Annotated in this window: 15 protein-coding genes; 7 read left to right on the top strand and 8 right to left on the bottom strand. The window is 67.5% G+C overall.

Annotation, left to right across the window (positions count from 1 at the left end):
* Nucleotides 1-203: 203 nt before the first annotated feature.
* The 8 genes from ABE546_RS12825 to ABE546_RS12790 form a co-directional block, all read right to left on the bottom strand.
* Nucleotides 204-464 carry a type B 50S ribosomal protein L31 gene (locus ABE546_RS12825; RefSeq protein ID WP_019183873.1) on the bottom strand — a complete coding sequence of 87 codons (261 nt, stop codon included), beginning with the start codon at nucleotides 462-464 and terminating at the stop codon, nucleotides 204-206.
* 112 nt (nucleotides 465-576) lie between these two features.
* Nucleotides 577-1,512, bottom strand: a complete 936-nt coding sequence (locus tag ABE546_RS12820; protein WP_088432679.1) for a nucleoside hydrolase — start codon at nucleotides 1,510-1,512, stop codon at nucleotides 577-579.
* Nucleotides 1,513-1,723: 211 nt separating this feature from the next.
* Nucleotides 1,724-3,835 carry an ATP-dependent DNA helicase RecG gene (gene recG, locus ABE546_RS12815; protein ID WP_346463967.1) on the bottom strand — a complete coding sequence of 704 codons (2,112 nt, stop codon included), beginning with the start codon at nucleotides 3,833-3,835 and terminating at the stop codon, nucleotides 1,724-1,726.
* A 1-nt stretch (nucleotide 3,836) separates the two neighbouring features.
* Nucleotides 3,837-4,229, bottom strand: a complete 393-nt coding sequence (locus ABE546_RS12810) for a RidA family protein (RefSeq protein WP_102788192.1) — start codon at nucleotides 4,227-4,229, stop codon at nucleotides 3,837-3,839.
* 453 nt (nucleotides 4,230-4,682) lie between these two features.
* Nucleotides 4,683-6,842 carry a bifunctional (p)ppGpp synthetase/guanosine-3',5'-bis(diphosphate) 3'-pyrophosphohydrolase gene (locus tag ABE546_RS12805; protein WP_121039451.1) on the bottom strand — a complete coding sequence of 720 codons (2,160 nt, stop codon included), beginning with the start codon at nucleotides 6,840-6,842 and terminating at the stop codon, nucleotides 4,683-4,685.
* Nucleotides 6,843-6,998: 156 nt separating this feature from the next.
* Nucleotides 6,999-7,298, bottom strand: coding sequence for a DNA-directed RNA polymerase subunit omega (gene rpoZ, locus ABE546_RS12800; RefSeq protein ID WP_005410877.1), 300 nt, complete (start codon nucleotides 7,296-7,298; stop codon nucleotides 6,999-7,001).
* A 112-nt stretch (nucleotides 7,299-7,410) separates the two neighbouring features.
* A complete protein-coding gene (gene gmk, locus ABE546_RS12795) occupies nucleotides 7,411-8,076 on the bottom strand; it encodes a guanylate kinase (RefSeq protein WP_313209951.1) in 666 nt (221 codons plus the stop codon).
* Nucleotides 8,073-8,933, bottom strand: coding sequence for a YicC/YloC family endoribonuclease (locus ABE546_RS12790; RefSeq protein WP_313209949.1), 861 nt, complete (start codon nucleotides 8,931-8,933; stop codon nucleotides 8,073-8,075). Before ABE546_RS12790 ends, gmk begins: the two co-directional genes overlap by 4 nt.
* A gap of 120 nt (nucleotides 8,934-9,053) precedes the next feature.
* On the opposite strand from ABE546_RS12790, the gene rph reads away from it, so the two are divergent.
* The 7 genes from rph to pepQ all read left to right on the top strand — a co-directional run bounded on the left by rph (nucleotide 9,054) and on the right by pepQ (nucleotide 16,349).
* Entirely contained in the window at nucleotides 9,054-9,782 is a 729-nt protein-coding gene (gene rph, locus ABE546_RS12785; protein ID WP_123730306.1) for a ribonuclease PH, read from the top strand.
* The gene (locus tag ABE546_RS12780) at nucleotides 9,779-10,168 is read left to right on the top strand and encodes a VOC family protein (protein ID WP_259259268.1); all 390 of its coding nucleotides are present in this window, start codon (nucleotides 9,779-9,781) and stop codon (nucleotides 10,166-10,168) included. Before rph ends, ABE546_RS12780 begins: the two co-directional genes overlap by 4 nt.
* Nucleotides 10,165-10,758, top strand: a complete 594-nt coding sequence (gene rdgB / locus ABE546_RS12775; RefSeq protein WP_346463965.1) for an RdgB/HAM1 family non-canonical purine NTP pyrophosphatase — start codon at nucleotides 10,165-10,167, stop codon at nucleotides 10,756-10,758. The genes ABE546_RS12780 and rdgB overlap by 4 nt, the downstream gene beginning before the upstream one ends.
* A complete protein-coding gene (gene hemW / locus ABE546_RS12770) occupies nucleotides 10,758-11,975 on the top strand; it encodes a radical SAM family heme chaperone HemW (RefSeq protein ID WP_313209939.1) in 1,218 nt (405 codons plus the stop codon). The genes rdgB and hemW overlap by 1 nt, the downstream gene beginning before the upstream one ends.
* A gap of 168 nt (nucleotides 11,976-12,143) precedes the next feature.
* The gene (locus ABE546_RS12765) at nucleotides 12,144-14,591 is read left to right on the top strand and encodes a DUF1631 domain-containing protein (RefSeq protein WP_346463963.1); all 2,448 of its coding nucleotides are present in this window, start codon (nucleotides 12,144-12,146) and stop codon (nucleotides 14,589-14,591) included.
* Entirely contained in the window at nucleotides 14,588-14,938 is a 351-nt protein-coding gene (locus ABE546_RS12760; protein WP_313209935.1) for a PilZ domain-containing protein, read from the top strand. The genes ABE546_RS12765 and ABE546_RS12760 overlap by 4 nt, the downstream gene beginning before the upstream one ends.
* A gap of 82 nt (nucleotides 14,939-15,020) precedes the next feature.
* Nucleotides 15,021-16,349 (top strand): Xaa-Pro dipeptidase, encoded by a 1,329-nt coding sequence (gene pepQ / locus ABE546_RS12755; RefSeq protein WP_346463961.1) that lies wholly within the window; start codon nucleotides 15,021-15,023, stop codon nucleotides 16,347-16,349.
* The last annotated feature ends 133 nt before the right edge of the window (nucleotides 16,350-16,482 follow it).

Here is a 16,482-nt window from a genome sequence, read left to right as displayed (position 1 = left end):
GCCCTAGGACGGAAGTCGTAGACGCAGGTTCCGGACCGCGCCGCAGGCGCTATCCCAGCGCGCGCAAGGGCTCGCGCCAACGCACGGACACAGCGTTCCGTCGGCGGGGCATGCGGGCCTCACCTGGCGTTCAGCAAACCGGGAACAACAAAAAACAACGGCCGCCAAGGCGACCGTTGTTTTCAAGCAGCTGCGTCGACAGATCAGGCCGCGGTCGGCGCCGGCTTGCCGAAACGCTTCTGGAACTTGTCGATACGGCCGCTGGTGTCGATCACCTTGTGCTTGCCCGTGTAGAACGGATGCGAAGCCGAGGAGATTTCAACCTTGACGAGCGGATACTCGTTGCCGTCTTCCCACTTGATCGTGTCCTTGGTGGACATGGTCGAACGGGTCAGGATCTTGAAATCAGAGGTAACGTCGTGGAAAACCACGTCGCGGTAAGCAGGATGAATATCGGCCTTCATGGGCGCGCACCGTAATAAGGGCTGGTGGTCAAGAGCGGCATTATAGTCCCGGCCGCCGCAAAGGGCAAGCCGGGTCCATCAACCGTGCGAAAGGTCCGCCGCAGCGGCGTCATCAGACGCCGAGTGCCGCCCTCACCTGGGCCTCGAAGCGACCCTGGTCGTAGGCCATCAGCAGCTGAGTGTTGTCAGGCTGCCCGGTCTGGCGGTTCCAGTCGACAATGGTAGCACCCCGACTGTGCACACCGGCCAGTTCCACGTTCAGCGGACGGGATTCGACCCGCAACGCGCCTTCCGGCTGCAGCGCCCAGGCCATCGCCAGGGCATCGGCGGCGTACCAGCGCTCGCCACGGCTGTCTTCGGACCACAGGCGGGTCTGGCGCGAGATCAGTTCGTAGAAACGGGCCTTGTCGCTATCGGCCGCCAGCCACTGCTCGACGTCGGCATGCAGCAGGCCATGGGCGACGGTGGCCTCCCAATCGGCCACTTCGATGTGCGGGAAGCCGGTGAACACGATGTGCGCCGCCTCCGGATCGAAAGCGATGTTGAACTCGGCGGCCGGGGTGATGTTGCCGTGGCAGGTCACCGCCCCGCCCATGACCAGGAAGCGCTTCACGCGCTGCGGCAGGGTCGGGTCGAGCTTCAGGGCCAGCGCCAGGTTGGTCAGCGGGCCGAGTGCAACCAGGAACAGCTCACCGGCGTATTCGTGCGACAGGCGCAGGATCGCCAGCGCGGCGTGCTCGGCCTCGGCCTGGCGCTTGGCAGCCGGCAGGTTCACATCGCCAAAGCCATCGGCGCCGTGCACATGGGCGGCATCGACGGAGGGGTGCAGCAGCGGGTCGGCGGTACCGGCGTAGACCGGCACGTCGTCACGGCCAGCCACTTCGCACAGCTTCAGGGCATTGCGGACCGTGTGGTCCAGGCCTACGTTGCCGGCGGCGATGGTCAGGCCAACGATATCGTGGCGCTCATCGGCAAAGGCCATCAACAGGGCCAGGGCATCATCGACACCGGGGTCGGTGTCGATCAACAGCGGAATCTTCTTGCTCATCGTTGCCGTCTTGATAATCGGCAAGGGACTTTCGCACCCTGTCATGACAAATACAAGGCGGTGCCCGCCTGCTCCTCATGGTAGCCAGAAGGCTTATCGGCAGCAGATGTGCGTGACTGCTGCTTCGCTTGGTTTCCTCGCAGTCGGATGGGCCACTCCGCGGCCGGCAGGCCTGTCTGCGAATGTCCCCCGGTATCCGCCTGGCGGCGGACTATGCCGACGCGTACCGCACGGCCGTGCCGATCCAGCGCCGCACGACCTGGTCGGCCACGTCCGGCGCCTCCGCCAGCAGCCGCTCGGCAAGCGCGTGCACGCCGGGCAACAGATCCGCATCGCGGGCCAGATCGGCCATCCTGAAGCCGGCCAGGCCGGTCTGTCGTGTGCCCAGCAGTTCGCCCGGGCCGCGCAGCTCCAGATCCTTCTCGGCGATCAGGAAGCCATCGTTGGTCTGCCGCATCGTTTCCAGCCGCTCGCGCGCCATGGTCGACAACGGCGCCTGATACAGCAGCACGCACCGCGAGACCGCCGAGCCGCGCCCTACCCGGCCGCGCAGCTGGTGGAGCTGGGCCAGGCCGAGACGCTCGGCGTTCTCGATGATCATCAACGAGGCATTGGGCACGTCCACGCCGACCTCGATCACCGTGGTGGCCACCAGCAGATCGATTTGGCCGGCCTTGAAGGCGACCATCGTGGCAAGTTTCTCACTCGCCTTCAGCCGCCCGTGCACCAGCCCCACGCGCACGCCCGGCAGCAGCGCCTGCAGCGATTCGAACGTGGCCTGCGCCGGCGTGGCATCGAGCTCTTCGCTTTCCTCGATCAGCGTGCAGACCCAGTACACCTGCTGACCTTCGCGGCACGCGACCGCGATGCGCTCGATCAACTCCGGCCGGCGATCATTGTTGAGTGCCACGGTCTGTACCGGCGTGCGTCCGGGCGGCAGTTCGTCGATCGCCGAGACATCCAGATCGGCGTATTCGGACATCGCCAAGGTGCGCGGAATCGGTGTCGCGGTCATCACCAGCTGGTGCGGCACGCTGCGCCCATCCGCCCCCTTGTCGCGCAGCGCCAGCCGCTGGTGCACACCGAAGCGGTGCTGCTCATCGACGATGGCCAATGCCAGGTCCTTGAACACCACACTGTCCTGCATCAGCGCGTGCGTTCCGACCACCACCTGCGCCTCGCCCGAGGCGACCTCGGCCAATACCTTGGTGCGCGCCTTGCCGGTGACCTTGCCGGCCAGCCATGCGGTGCGCACGCCCAGCGGCTCCAGCCAGGCGCGCAGATTGTTCATGTGCTGCTCGGCGAGCAGCTCGGTGGGTGCGGCCAATGCGACCTGCTTGCCCCGCTCCACCGCCAGCATCGCCGCCAACGCAGCCACCACGGTCTTGCCCGAGCCGACATCGCCCTGCACCAGCCGCAGCATCGGATGCGCCTTGGCCAGGTCCTTGCGGATCTGCTCGAACACGCGCTGCTGCGCACCGGTCAGCTGGAACGGCAGGCTGTCGCGCAACTGCGCCACCAAGGCACCCTGCCCGCGCAGCGAGGGCGCGTGATGCGCCTGCAACGCCATGCGCTGACGGCGCAGACTCAAGTGGTGCGCCAGCAGTTCTTCGAGGGCCAACCGGCGTTGCGCCGGATGTCGGCCCGCGGCCAGCGCCACCAGATCGGCGTCCGGCGGTGGCCGGTGCACGGTCAACAGCGCACTGCGCAGCGAGGGCAACCCCAGCCCCGACAACCACCCGGCTGGCAGCAGTTCCAGCGTGGATTCTTCCGGCAGCCTGTCCAGCGCCAGGCCGATGAATTTACGCATCGTCGCCGGCCCGACCCCCTCGACTGCCGGATAGACCGGATCGAGGCTGTCGCCCAGCTCGTCATCCTCATTGCCGCCCATCATCCGGTAACTGGGATGGACGATCTCCAGCCCGTGATGGCCAGGCTTGGCGGTGCCGTAGCAGCGGATGCGCGTGCCCACGGCAAACTGCGCGACCTGCTGGGCGCGGAAGTGGAAGAAACGCAGCACCAGCGTGCCGTACGAATCGTCCTCGATCGCGACCTTGAGCACCGGCCGATAGCGGAACCCGCGCTCCACCGCACTCACCCGCCCCTCCACCTGCGCCGCCAGCCCCGGCTGCAACTGGGCAATGGTGGTCAGCCGGGTACGGTCTTCATAGCGCAGTGGCAGATGCAGCCACAGATCCTGCAGCGACGACAGGCCACGGGCAGCCAGCTTGATCGCCACCGCCGGCCCGATACCGGAGAGCATCGACAACGATGCCTCCCCGGCCGCGGCCAGCGCCGGTGCAGGAGCCCGTGACCGCGCCACGTCAGGCCTGGTCGAGCACCATCACCGCATCGACTTCAAAGTTGGCAGCCTTCGGCAGACCCGCCACTTCGATGGTCGAACGTGCCGGGAACGGCGCCTTGAAGTAATCCTGCATGACCGCATTGACCTTGGCGAACTCGCCCAGATCGGTCAGGTACAGACCCAGGCGCACGATCTGATCCAACGAGCCACCGGCCTCTTCGGCCACGGCCTTCAGGTTGTCGAACGCACGACGCGCCTGCGCCTCGATATCGCCTGCACCCACGATGTCACCGGTGGCCGGATCCAGCGGAATCTGGCCCGAGAAATACACGGTATTGCCGGCACGCACAGCCTGCGAATACGGACCGATGGCCGCCGGGGCCTTGGCACTGGTAATGATCTGACGGGACATGGAAGCTCCAGGGGGACAAAAATGGGCCCACCATTGTACTGCCGGACTCGCCCTCCCCGAGAAGCATCCGAAGCCGCAATCGAAGCCGCAATCTCTGGTAGAGCCGACCGTTGGTCGGCTGGCCGGAAAATGACGAAGACCGCTGGTCGGCTGGCCGGAGAATGACGAAGACGATTGGTCGGCTGGCCGGAGAATGACGAAGACGATTGGTCGGCTGGCCGGAGAATGACGAAGACGATTGGTCGGCTGGCCGACCATATCGATCATCGCCGCGCGGTGTGCGAGCAGCCGACCAACGGTCGGCTCTACCCCCCGGTGGTGTGCCCATTGCCCGGCGAAGAGGCGTTCGAGCCGACCATCGCCGCACGGTGCACGGCAGCCGACCAACGGTCGGCTCTACCCCGGTGGTGCGCCAAGCGCGCCGGGGCCCATCATCGCCGCGCGGAACGCGGTTTATTGCCGGCGAACCGACTGCACCACCGACAACCGCCGCAGACGCCGCATCACTTCCGCCAGATGGTTCCGATCACGCACCTGGATATTGAACGCCAGCACCGCCGCGTTGAAATCGCGGTCCAGATAATCCACCCGCTCGATGTTGGAATGGCTCTGCGCGATCGCCGCCGCCAACTGCGCCAGCACGCCGGTCCCGTTCTCCACCTCCACGATCAACGACGTGTCGTAATCCCCCGACACCGTCGTATCCCACCCGATCGGCACCCAGCGCTCCGGCGACTTGCGCAGCTCGGCCAGGTTCGGGCAGTCCAGACGATGCACCACGATGCCCTTGCCGGCCGTGTGGTAGCCCATGATGTCGTCGCCCGGAATCGGCTGACAACAGTTCGCGAAGCTCACCACCCCGCGCTCGCTGCCGTTGATCAGGATCTTTTCCTGCGAATGCTTGGAATGCGCCCCACCGCGCAGCTCCGCATACGCCATCAGCGCCTGTGCGGCCTGGTTGGGCATCCAGTTGCCCAGCGCCACTTCGGCCAGCAGGGCCTCCAGGCGCGGGTAACGGTGTTCGGCCAGGAACGCATCCAGCCGCCCCTTCGGCAGGCGTTCGAGCGAGCTGTCCATCGCCTCCAGCGCGCGGTCCAGCATTCGATGGCCCAACTGCACCGCGTCCTCGTGCTCCAGCTGCTTGAGCTGATGGCGGATGGCGGTGCGTGCCTTGGAACTGACCACGAACTCCAGCCACTGCGGCTTGGGCGTGGCCGAACGCGCGGTGATCACTTCCACCGTCTGCCCACTGACCAGCTTGGTGCGCAGCGGCACCAGCTTCTTGTCCACGCGCGAGGCCACGGCCATGTTGCCCACATCAGTGTGCACCGCGTAGGCAAAATCGAGCGCGGTGGAATTGCGCGGCAGCGCCAGGATCTTGCCCTTCGGGGTGAACAGGTAGACCTCGTCCGGGAACAGGTCCACCTTGACGTTGTCCAGGAACTCCAGCGACGAACCGGCGGCGCGCTGGGAATCGATCAGTTCCACGATCCAGGCATGCGCGCGGCTCTGCGCGCTGTTGGGCGAGTCCCCGCCGAACTTGTAGGTCCAGTGCGCGGCCACGCCACGCTCGGCGATCAGGTCCATTTCTTCGGTGCGGATCTGCACTTCGATCGGCGAGCCATACGGCCCGAACAGCACCGTGTGCAGCGACTGGTAACCGTTGGCCTTGGGGATCGCGATGAAATCGCGGAAGCGCCCGTCCAGCGGCTTGAAGGTGGCATGCACCGCGCCGAGCGCGTGGTAGGCGCTGGGCACGTTGCGCACGACCAGGCGGAAGCCGAACACATCCATCACCTGGTCGAAGGATTTGTTCTCGTCGTGCATCTTGTTGTAGATGCTCCACGGGGTCTTGATGCGGCTGACCAGCCGGTGCTCCAGCCCTTCCTTGGCCAGCCGCTGGGACAGCTGCACCTCCACCTGCGCCATCGCCTCCCGGCGCACCACCGGCTGGCTGCGGATGTGCTTTTCCAGGATGGCGTGGCGCCACGGGTACAGCGCCTTGAAGCCCAGGTTCTGCAGCTCGCTTTTGACCAGGCTCATGCCCAGCCGCTGCGCGATCGGCGCGTAGATTTCCAGCGTTTCGCGGGCGATGCGGCCGCGCGCTTCGCGGCTCTGCGCACCCAGCGTACGCATGTTGTGCAGGCGGTCGGCCAGCTTGATCATGATCACGCGCAGGTCGCGCGACATCGCCAGCAGCATCTTGCGGAAACTCTCCGCCGCCGCCTCCTGGCGGTCGCGGAACTTCAGCTTGTCCAGCTTGGTGACGCCATCGACCAGTTCGGCCACGGCTTCGCCGAACTCGGCGGCCAGCTCCTCGCGGGTCAGCGGCGTGTCTTCGATGGTGTCGTGCAGGATCGCGGCGATCAGCGCCTCCACGTCCAGGCCGAGCTCGGCCAGCACCTGGGCCACGGCGACCGGATGGGTGATGTAGGGCTCGCCCGACTTGCGGGTCTGGCCGGCATGCGCGGCGGCGCCTACTTCCCAGGCGCGGCGCAGCAGTGGCAGTTGGTCGGGCGGCAGATAGTGCGCTGCGCGCTCAAGCTGGAGGACATAGTCGGGTACGGCCGCGCCGGCGGGCGTGGCGACCTTGGCAGTGGGGCCTGGGTTCATGCTCAAAGACTATGCCAGCGGCGTGATATCGGCAAATCCTGAACAGGGAGTTTCACCTGCAACAACACGGCCCCGCCGCAGCCACTGGCGGCACAAACGAAACAGCCCGCCAAAAGGCGGGCTGTTCGCAGCAACAACAACGGACGCGCGAGGCGATCAGTCGTCGTTCTTGGACATGTCTTCGTCGGCGACGACTTCGGCAGCGGCCCATTCCAGTGCTTCACGCTCGGCACGCTCGCGCTCGGCCTTCTCGACTTCGTCGATCAGGGCGTTGTCGATCTTGCGGGCGGCAATTTCGCGCAGCGCCAGCACGGTCGGCTTGTCTTCGGTTTCGCTGTTGTCCAGGGTGGCCTGGACGCCATTGGCCAGCTGACGGGCGCGCTTGGACGCCATCATGACCAGTTCGAAACGGTTGTTCACGACTTCCAGACAATCTTCTACGGTGATGCGGGCCATGCGGGCTCCCGGCAGCCGGTGAGGGCTGCTCAATCGAATGAGGGAAAGGGGACGGATTGTACCGGCCAGGGCTGGACAAAATCAAGCCAACCGGCTAGCACCCCGTTGAGAATCAGTCGGTTGTGGCCGGATCCTGGGTCAGCAGGGCCTGGATGAGGCCCGCGTGGCGGACCTTCTGGGCTTCCCGGCGCAGGCGGCTGGCCGTGAAGATGGCACACAGCTCGTCCACCGCGGTCTCGAAGACCTCGTTGACGATCACGTAGTCGAAGTCGTTGAAGTGCAGCATCTCTTCACGCGCGGCGGCCAGGCGCTGGGCGATCACCGCCTCGCTGTCCTGCCCGCGCTTGCGCATCCGGTCCTGCAGCGCCTGCTTGGACGGCGGCAGGATGAACACGGTGACCGTGCCTGGCACCAGCTGGCGGACCTGCTGGGCGCCCTGCCAGTCGATCTCCAGCAGCACGTCCTGGCCGGCCGACAGCTGCGGCTCGACCGACTGCCGCGCGGTGCCCTTCCAGTCGCCATGCACCCAGGCATGTTCGAAGAAGTCGCCGGCGGCGATCATCCGCTCGAATTCCTCGGCGCTGACGAAGTGGTAGTGCTCACCATTGATTTCACCCGGGCGCGTGGCGCGCGAGGTGAACGAAATCGACAGGGCGATCTGCGGGTCGCGGGCCAGGGTGGCGTTGACGATGCTGCTCTTGCCGGCCCCGGAGGGCGCGGCCACGATGTACAGGGTGCCGCGCGCAGGCGCGCCGACGGGCGGGATCGGGCTGCTCATTCGATGTTCTGCACCTGTTCGCGGATCTGGTCGATCAGCACCTTCAGCTCGACGGCGGCGTTGGAGGTGCGGCTGTCCACCGATTTGGAGCCCAGCGTATTGGCCTCGCGGTTGAACTCCTGCAGCAGGAAGTCCAGGCGGCGACCGACCGGCTCACGCTGCTTGAAGACGCGGCGGATCTCGGCGATGTGGCTGCCCAGGCGGTCCAGCTCCTCATCCACGTCCAGCTTCTGCAGCCACATCACCAGTTCCTGTTCGGCACGGCCGGGATCGACCGGGTGCGGCAGGTCGGCCAGGCGGGCCGCCAGCTTGGTGCGCTGGCCTTCGCGGATCAGCGGGATCAGGGTGGTGACCTCGGCGGCAATGCGCTCGATGCTGTCCACGCGCTCCTGGATCGCGGTGGCCAGCTTGTCGCCTTCACGCTCACGCGCGGCAACGAAGCCGTCCAGCGCCGTATCCAGCAGCGCCAGGGCTTCGGCATGCAGCGCGGCGGCATCGACCGCCTCGCCCTGCATCACACCCGGCATCTGCAGCAGTTCGGTGAAGCTCACCTGCAGGCTCGGGAAGCTCGAGGACAGCCGGGTCGCCAGCTCGCCGAGCTGGCCCAGCAGCGCATCGTTGACCACCAGTGCACCGGTGACCTCCGGCGCGCGCAGGCGAATGACCAGATCGATCTTGCCGCGGCTGCAGCGGGAAGCGACGCGCTCGCGCAGGTGCGGCTCCAACGCACGCAGTTCTTCGGGCAGGCGGACGCCGACCTCCAGGAACCGGTGGTTGACCGAGCGCAGCTCACAGGCCAGCGTGCCCCAGCGGGTGGCGCGCTCGCCGTTGGCATAGGCGGTCATGCTTCGAATCATGCGGGTTTCCGGTGCTCTCAAAGTGCAAATGGTACCCTAGCGGTCTCCTTAGAGCCTCCTCGCCCGCCGGTCCCCGGCCCGGGCGTGGCCCCGCATCCCCCGTCTTACCGGAACTTGAGCATGACTGATTCCCGTCCCAGTGGCCGCCAGGCCGACCAGCTGCGCGAAGTGCGCATCGAGCGCGCCTTCACCCGTCACGCCGAGGGCTCGGTCCTGGTCAGCTTCGGCGAGACCCGCGTGCTGTGCACGGCCAGCGTGGAAAACCGCGTGCCGGGCTTCCTGCGTGGCAAGGGCGAAGGCTGGGTGACCGCCGAGTACGGCATGCTGCCGCGTTCGACCCACACCCGTAACGACCGCGAAGCCGCCCGCGGCAAGCAGGGTGGCCGCACGCTGGAAATCCAGCGCCTGATCGGCCGCACGCTGCGCGCCTGCATCGACCGCGGCGCGCTGGGCGAGCGCACCATCACCCTGGACTGCGACGTGCTGCAGGCCGATGGCGGCACCCGTACCGCCGCCATCACCGGCGCCTACGTGGCCCTGGTGGATGCGGTGAACTTCCTGATCAAGCGCGGTGACATCAAGCGCAACCCGATCTTCGGCGCCGTCGCGGCGGTGTCGGTGGGCGTGTACCGCGGCACCCCGGTGCTGGATCTGGATTACGCCGAAGACAGCGACTGCGATACCGACATGAACGTCGTGATGAACGACGGTGGCGGTTTCATCGAACTGCAGGGCACCGCCGAAGGCCACGCCTTCCGCCGTGATGAACTGGATGCGCTGCTGGTCCTGGCCGAAAAGGGCATCAAGGATCTGTTCGCTGCGCAGCAGGCGGCCCTGGCCAAGGCATGAACCGTCGTATCGCCCTGACCACCCTGGTAGTGGCCGACTACGACGAGGCGATCGCCTGGTACACCGGCGCGCTGGGCTTCAGCCTGATCGATGACATCGACCAGGGCGACAAGCGCTGGGTGGTGGTCGGGCCGGGCGACGGCAGCGCGGCCGCCTTGTTGCTGGCACGTGCCAGCAACGACGAACAGCGCGCGCGGATCGGCAACCAGACCGGTGGCCGGGTCGGATTTTTCCTGAACACCGATGATTTCTGGCGTGACCACGCGGCGATGACCGCGCGTGGCGTGGTCTTCCTCGAAACCCCACGCGAGGAGGTCTACGCGACGGTCGCGGTGTTCCGCGATCTGTACGGCAACACGTGGGATCTGCTGGAGCCCAAGCAATGAAACTGGTCTTGGCCAGCGGCAACGCCGGCAAACTGAAGGAACTGCAGGCCATGCTCGGCGGCCTGCCGCTGGAGATCGTGGCGCAGGGCGAACTGGGCGTCAGCGACGTCCCGGAAACCGGCCTGACCTTCGTCGAGAACGCCCTGATCAAGGCGCGCCATGCCTGCCAGAGCACCGGCCTGCCGGCGCTGGCCGACGATTCGGGCCTGATCGTGGATGCGCTCGACGGCGCACCCGGCCTGTACAGCGCGCGCTATGCCGGCAGCCCGACCAACGATGCCGCCAACAACGCCAAGCTGCTCGAGGCGATGCGCGATGTACCGGCCGATCGGCGCAGCGCCCGCTTCTATGCGGTGATCGTGCTGCTGCGCCATGCCAATGATCCGCAGCCGCTGATCTGTGAAGGCACCTGGGAGGGCGTGATCCTCGATGAGCTGCGTGGCAGCCACGGCTTCGGCTACAACCCGCTGTTCCTGGACCCGGTGCTGGCGCAGACCGCGGCCGAAATGGCACCGGACCTGAAGAACGCGATGAGCCACCGCGCCAAAGCCCTGCAGCTGCTCAAGCAGAAGCTGCCCGCCCTGCTGTGATGGCACACGACCCCTGCTCCCACCTGCCCGGCGAAACCTGCACGGGTGATCACGACCACGCTCCGCGGTTGGTTACGCCGCCGCTGGCGTTGTACGTGCATCTGCCGTGGTGCGTGCGCAAATGCCCGTACTGCGATTTCAACTCGCATGCGGCCAAGGGCGAGCTGCCGTTCGAGGCGTACATCGACGCGTTGATCCGCGATCTCGATCAGGATCTACCGCTGGTCTGGGGCCGGGTGGTGAGCAGTGTGTTCTTCGGTGGCGGCACGCCGAGCCTGTTCCCGCCGGAGGCGATCGACCGTTTCCTGCAGGCGGCCTCGGCCCGGCTGCGCTTCGCACCGAACCTGGAAGTGACGCTGGAGACCAACCCGGGCACCGCCGAGCACGGCCGGTTCGACCGTTATCGCGCCGCCGGTGTGAACCGGATCAGCTTCGGCATCCAGACCTTCAACGACGAGGCGCTCAAGCGCCTGGGCCGCATCCACGACAGCGGCGAAGCCGAGCGTGCGGTGAAGCTGGCCCAGGATGCGGGCTACGACAACTTCAACATCGACCTGATGTACGCGCTGCCGCAGCAGACGCTGGCCCAGGCCGAGCATGACCTGGAACGCGCGTTCGCGCTGCAGCCCACGCACATGTCGCACTACCAGCTCACCCTGGAGCCGAACACCGTGTTCTTCGCGCGGCCGCCGCAGGGCATCCCCGATGAAGATTCGGCATGGGACATCCAGGAGCACTGCCAGCAGATGCTGGCCGAGGCCGGCTATGCGCAGTACGAGGTCAGCGCCTACGCAAAACCCGGCCGGCAGAGCCAGCACAACCTCAATTACTGGCGCTTTGGCGACTACCTGGGGATCGGCGCCGGTGCACACGGCAAGATCAGCAGCGGCGCTGAAGAACACGTGCTGCGCCGCTGGAAGCACAAGCATCCGCAGACCTTCATGGACACTGCCGGAACCGCAGCCTCGATCGGCGGCGACGATGTGATCAGCGCCGAGCGACTGCCGTTCGAGTACATGCTCAACCTGCTGCGCCTGCATGAAGGCTTCAGCCTGAAGGATTTCGAATCGCGGACCGGCCTGCACCGGGCACGGATCGCCGAGCCGCTGCGCATTGCCGTGGCCAAGGGCTGGATGACCGTGGCCGGCGATGACGCCATGCCAACCGAACTGGGCCGGCGCTTCACCAACGACGTGGTCGAGCTGTTCCTGCCCTGAGCAGGCGGCGCCTGCCCGGACGGTAATGCCGGCCGCTGGCCGGCGCCGGGAACCTCGAACCTTGTCGCTTCTGGCAGGGACCGGGCGAAACCGTTAGATTCCGTGTTCTCAGGGGAGCTGGAAGAACATCGGATGTCTGCGCCCGCACCTTCGTCGTCCCAGCCCGACATGACCCGCTTTGCGGACGTGGCCGCGCCGCCGCGCGTGCGTCGCCTGCTGGCCGCGCTGCACGGGCTGGCAGTGCAGACCCTCACCGCGCCACTCAAACTGACCATCGTGGAGCTCGAGCGCGAGCTGTTCCGCGATGCCGAGCGCGCGCGCAACAGCCAGATCCAGGCCGACATATTCGCGCAGGCCCGCCAGCTGCATGAGGTCAACGCGCAGTTCGGCCCACGCTTCCTGGAGGCGGTGGCGGTGAGCCTGGCCAGTTTGCGCGGTCCACGCCACGCCCAGCGCATCGTCCCGACCGAGGTATCCGTTTCGGCCACCGCGCTGACCCTGGTCAACGACACCGACGTGGACCGCGACATCGTGCTGGTGGACATCATCCGCCGCGAAGCCCAGCGCTCGGCCACCGCCCTGCAGTTGCTCGGCCAACGCTTCGGGGTGCTCGCCGCCGGACCGGCCTTCGATGTCGATGACCTGCCGTTCGGCCCGCAGGCGCTGTGCCGGATCGTGCGCGAACTGGGTGAAGACTTCGCGCTGGGCCTGGAAACACAGCTGGCGCTGTACCGCGTGTTCGACCGTCAACTGCTGGAGCGGCTGGGTGAACTGCTGGAGCGCGCCAACATCCTGTTGGGGCACGAAGGCGTCCTGCCCGGGCTGGTCTACACCCCGTATCTGGCGCGCTCGGCCACGACGCGCCGGATCATCACCGGCCCCGAGCGCGGCCTGCCCGGCGCACGCGGCGGCGCGGCGGCGCGGCCCCTGACCGGCTGGAACGGCAGCGCGCCGAGCACCGGCTGGGCAGCAATGACCGAGCACGCCATGGCCTTGACCACGGCGTCCACCGCGCCGGACAGCACCACACCCATCGGTGGCGCGGCGGCGGCCTCGCCGACGGCATCGGCGTCAGTGTCAGTGTCAGCGCCGAGCCTCCCCACCAGCCCCACTGCCGCCGACCTCGGTGCACCGGCGATGTCAGCGCTGCACCAGCTGTTGGGGGCTGCCCGGCAGGCACATGCGGCCGGCGCGGTACCTGGCGGCGGAGCGCTGGCCGCGCAAGCCGTCGGCGCCTCGGCCCAGGCCGTTGCCACCCCCACGGAAAACGCCTTCCTGGCGCCCGAGGCGCTCCCCGCGCTGGCGGTACCCGCCGAAGCCGTGCACGCCACGCTGGCCAGGCTGCAGGGCCAAGCGGTCGCTCCCGGCGGCGCCCGCCGCAGCATGGCCGACCTGCACAACGCGCTGCTCGCCCAGGTCCGGGCCGAGCATGGCGCGCAGGCCTCATTGACGGTCAAGGACAGCGACACCTTCGACCTGCTCGACATGCTGTATGGACAGATCCAGCGCGAGGTGCGGCCCGAGGCCGTGGCCGCCGACCTGCTGACCCGCCTGCAGGTGCCGGTCGCCCGCGCGGCCCTGTCCGACCCGGCCTTCTTCGTGCGCGACCAGCACCCGGCGCGCGAGCTGCTCAATGCGGTAGCCGAGGCCGGCGCCAACTGGCTGGGCGAGGAAGATGTGGATCCGCAGCTGGTGCAGAAGCTCGGCCACGCGGTCGACCAGGTGGTCAACGCGTACGACGGCGATGTGGCGGTCTTCGACACCGCCAACGAGGAGATCCAGCAGCACTTCCGCGCGCTGGCGCACAAGGCCGAACTGGCCGAGCGCCGTCATGTCGAGGCCGCCCGCGGCAAGGAGCGCCTGGAGGCGGCCAAGCAACAGGCCAGCACCAGCATCGAGCAGGTGTGCGCGCAGGCCGCGCCCCCGCGCTTCGTGCAGGCACTGCTGAAACAGGCGTGGTCGGATGTGCTCACGCTCACCCTGCTGCGCAACGGCGAGACCTCGCCGCAGTGGCAGCAGCGCCAGCAGGAAACCGCCCGGATCGCCGAGGTGACCTGCCTGGCGCCGGGCGTGGCCGAGCGCGATGATGCGCTGGGCCAGCAGGTCGAGTCCGCTCTGCTGCAGGTCGGCTATCACCAGGACGAAGCAGCCGCGATCGCGCGGCGCCTGTCCACGCCCGGCGGCGAGGATGACAGTAGTTCACGTACCGAACTCACCGCCCGCCTGCGCGCCCGCACCCGGCTGGGCGAACAGGCCGATGCCAGTGATCCGCGCAAGGTCGCCCCGCTCGCGCGCAGCACCGCCGAGGACGACTGCTATCGCCAGCTGCGCACCCTGCCGTTCGGGACCTGGTTCGAGTTCACCACCAACCAGCAGGGCGACGTGCGCCGGCAGCGGTTGTCCTGGTACAGCCTGATCACCGACAACGCGCTGTTCGTCAATCAACGTGGGCAGAAAGTGGGCGAGCATTCGTTGGATGCCCTGTCGCGGTTGATGGCCCATGGCCAGGTGCGGATCGTCACCGAAGACAAGGGCAGGCTGATTGATCGTGCCTGGCAGGCCACCCTGCGGACCCTGCGCTCGCTGGCCGGCACGCCTGCGGAGAGCGCCGAATGACCACACCCGATACCCGCCGCGCGCCGCGTCGCCAGGTGGCCGAGCTGGTCCCCGTGACGGATCTGATGGCCGAGACCGTGATCGGCCGGCTCGGCAATGTCTCCGAAACCGGCATGCTGATGCTGGCCTCGGTGCCGATGCAGGACGATGCGCTGTACCAGCTGCAGTTCACCATCCCCGGCCCGCAGGGTCAGCCGCTGCTGATCGACGTCGGCGTGCACCTGCTCTGGAGCGAGCAGACCCATGCACCGGGCCAGGCCTGGGTGGGCTTCCGCTTCCTGACCTTGGCGCGCGAATCACGCGAGCAGCTGCGGCAATGGATCGCCGAGGAAACTTCGGCAGTCTGAGCGCCGGTTCCGGCACAGCGCCCGCTGGCGGATTGCGGCAGAATCTAGGGCTGCATTCCGCACTGCCAGCGAGCTTCATGCCATGAACCAGCCAGACCTCGGCGCCCTGTATTCCCACCATGCCAGCGTGATGCGCCAGCGCGCCGATGAAGCGCTGGCCCGTGGCGGCTTCGACCATCTGGTGATTCCCAGTGGCACCCTGCATTACCAGGCCTTTGATGATCGCGATTACCCGTATGCGGTGAACCCGAACTTCAAGGCCTGGCTGCCGCTGACCAAGCTGCCCAACAGCTGGCTGGTGTACACCGCCGGCAAGCGCCCGACCCTGATCTTCCATCAGCCCTTCGATTACTGGCACGTGGTGCCCGGTGCGCCGAATGGCTGGTGGGTGGAGCATGTCGATATCCAGATCATCCGCACGCCGGACGAGGCGCTGGCGCTGCTGCCCAAGGATGCCGCGCGCTGCGCGATCCTCGGTGAGCCGCAGAGTGCGCTGGGCGCCTTCGTGCCGAACAATCCCGCACCGGTCATCGATTACCTGGACTGGCAGCGCGGCTACAAAACGCCGTATGAAATCGCCTTGATGCGCGAAGCGCAGCGACTGGGCGTGCGCGGCCACCGTGCCGCCGAAGCCGCCTTCCGCGCTGGCACCAGCGAGTTCGAGATCCACATGGCGTACTGCCGTGCGGTCGGCCAGGACGCCAACGAACTGCCCTACGGCAACATCATCGGCCTCAACGAACACGCGGCCGTGCTGCACTACACCGATCTGGGCCGCAGCGCGCCGACCCCGCTGCGCAGCTTCCTGATCGACGCCGGCGCCAGCGCGTACGGCTATGCCAGCGATATCACGCGCACCTATGCGGCCAGCGGCCATGACGAATTCCAGGCGCTGATCGATGCGGTGGATGCGGCCCAGCAGCAGATGGGCGCCGGCGTGCGCGCGGGCGTGGATTACAAGCAACTGCACATCGACGCGCACCTGTCGCTGATGGGCATCCTCAAGGACTTCGGCGTGCTCAACGTCTCGCCGGAAGCGGCGCTGGCCACCGGCGTGAGCGCGGCCTTCTTCCCGCATGGCCTGGGCCATCTGATCGGGCTGCAGGTGCATGACGTGGCCGGCTTTGCGGCCAGTGACCGCGGTGGCCGCATCGAGCGCCCGCAGGGTCACCCGTACCTGCGCATGACCCGCGCGCTGGAGCCGGGCATGGTGGTGACCATCGAGCCGGGCGTGTACTTCATCGACATGCTGCTGGACGAAGTGAAGCAGGCCGGCAATGGCGCCAGCATCAACTGGGACCGCGTGGATTTCTTCCGCCCGTATGGCGGGGTGCGGATCGAGGACGAGGTGCTGTGCACCGAGGGCGATGCGGACAACCTGACCCGCCCGGTGTTTGCGGCGGCCAGCTGAGCGGACATGCGGGTGCCGGCCAACGGTCGGCACTACCCCGACAATCCCGACATCGCGGTAGTGGGGGGGGGGGGGGGGGGGGGGGGGGGCGGGGGGGGGGGGGGGGGCGGGGGGGGGGGGCGGGGGGGGGGGC

The sequence above is a fragment of the Stenotrophomonas sp. TWI377 genome (assembly GCF_039674525.1).
Classification (GTDB): domain Bacteria; phylum Pseudomonadota; class Gammaproteobacteria; order Xanthomonadales; family Xanthomonadaceae; genus Stenotrophomonas.
The sequence above is the reverse complement of the archived record's forward strand: the minus strand, read 5'-3'. Positions and strand labels throughout refer to the sequence as shown.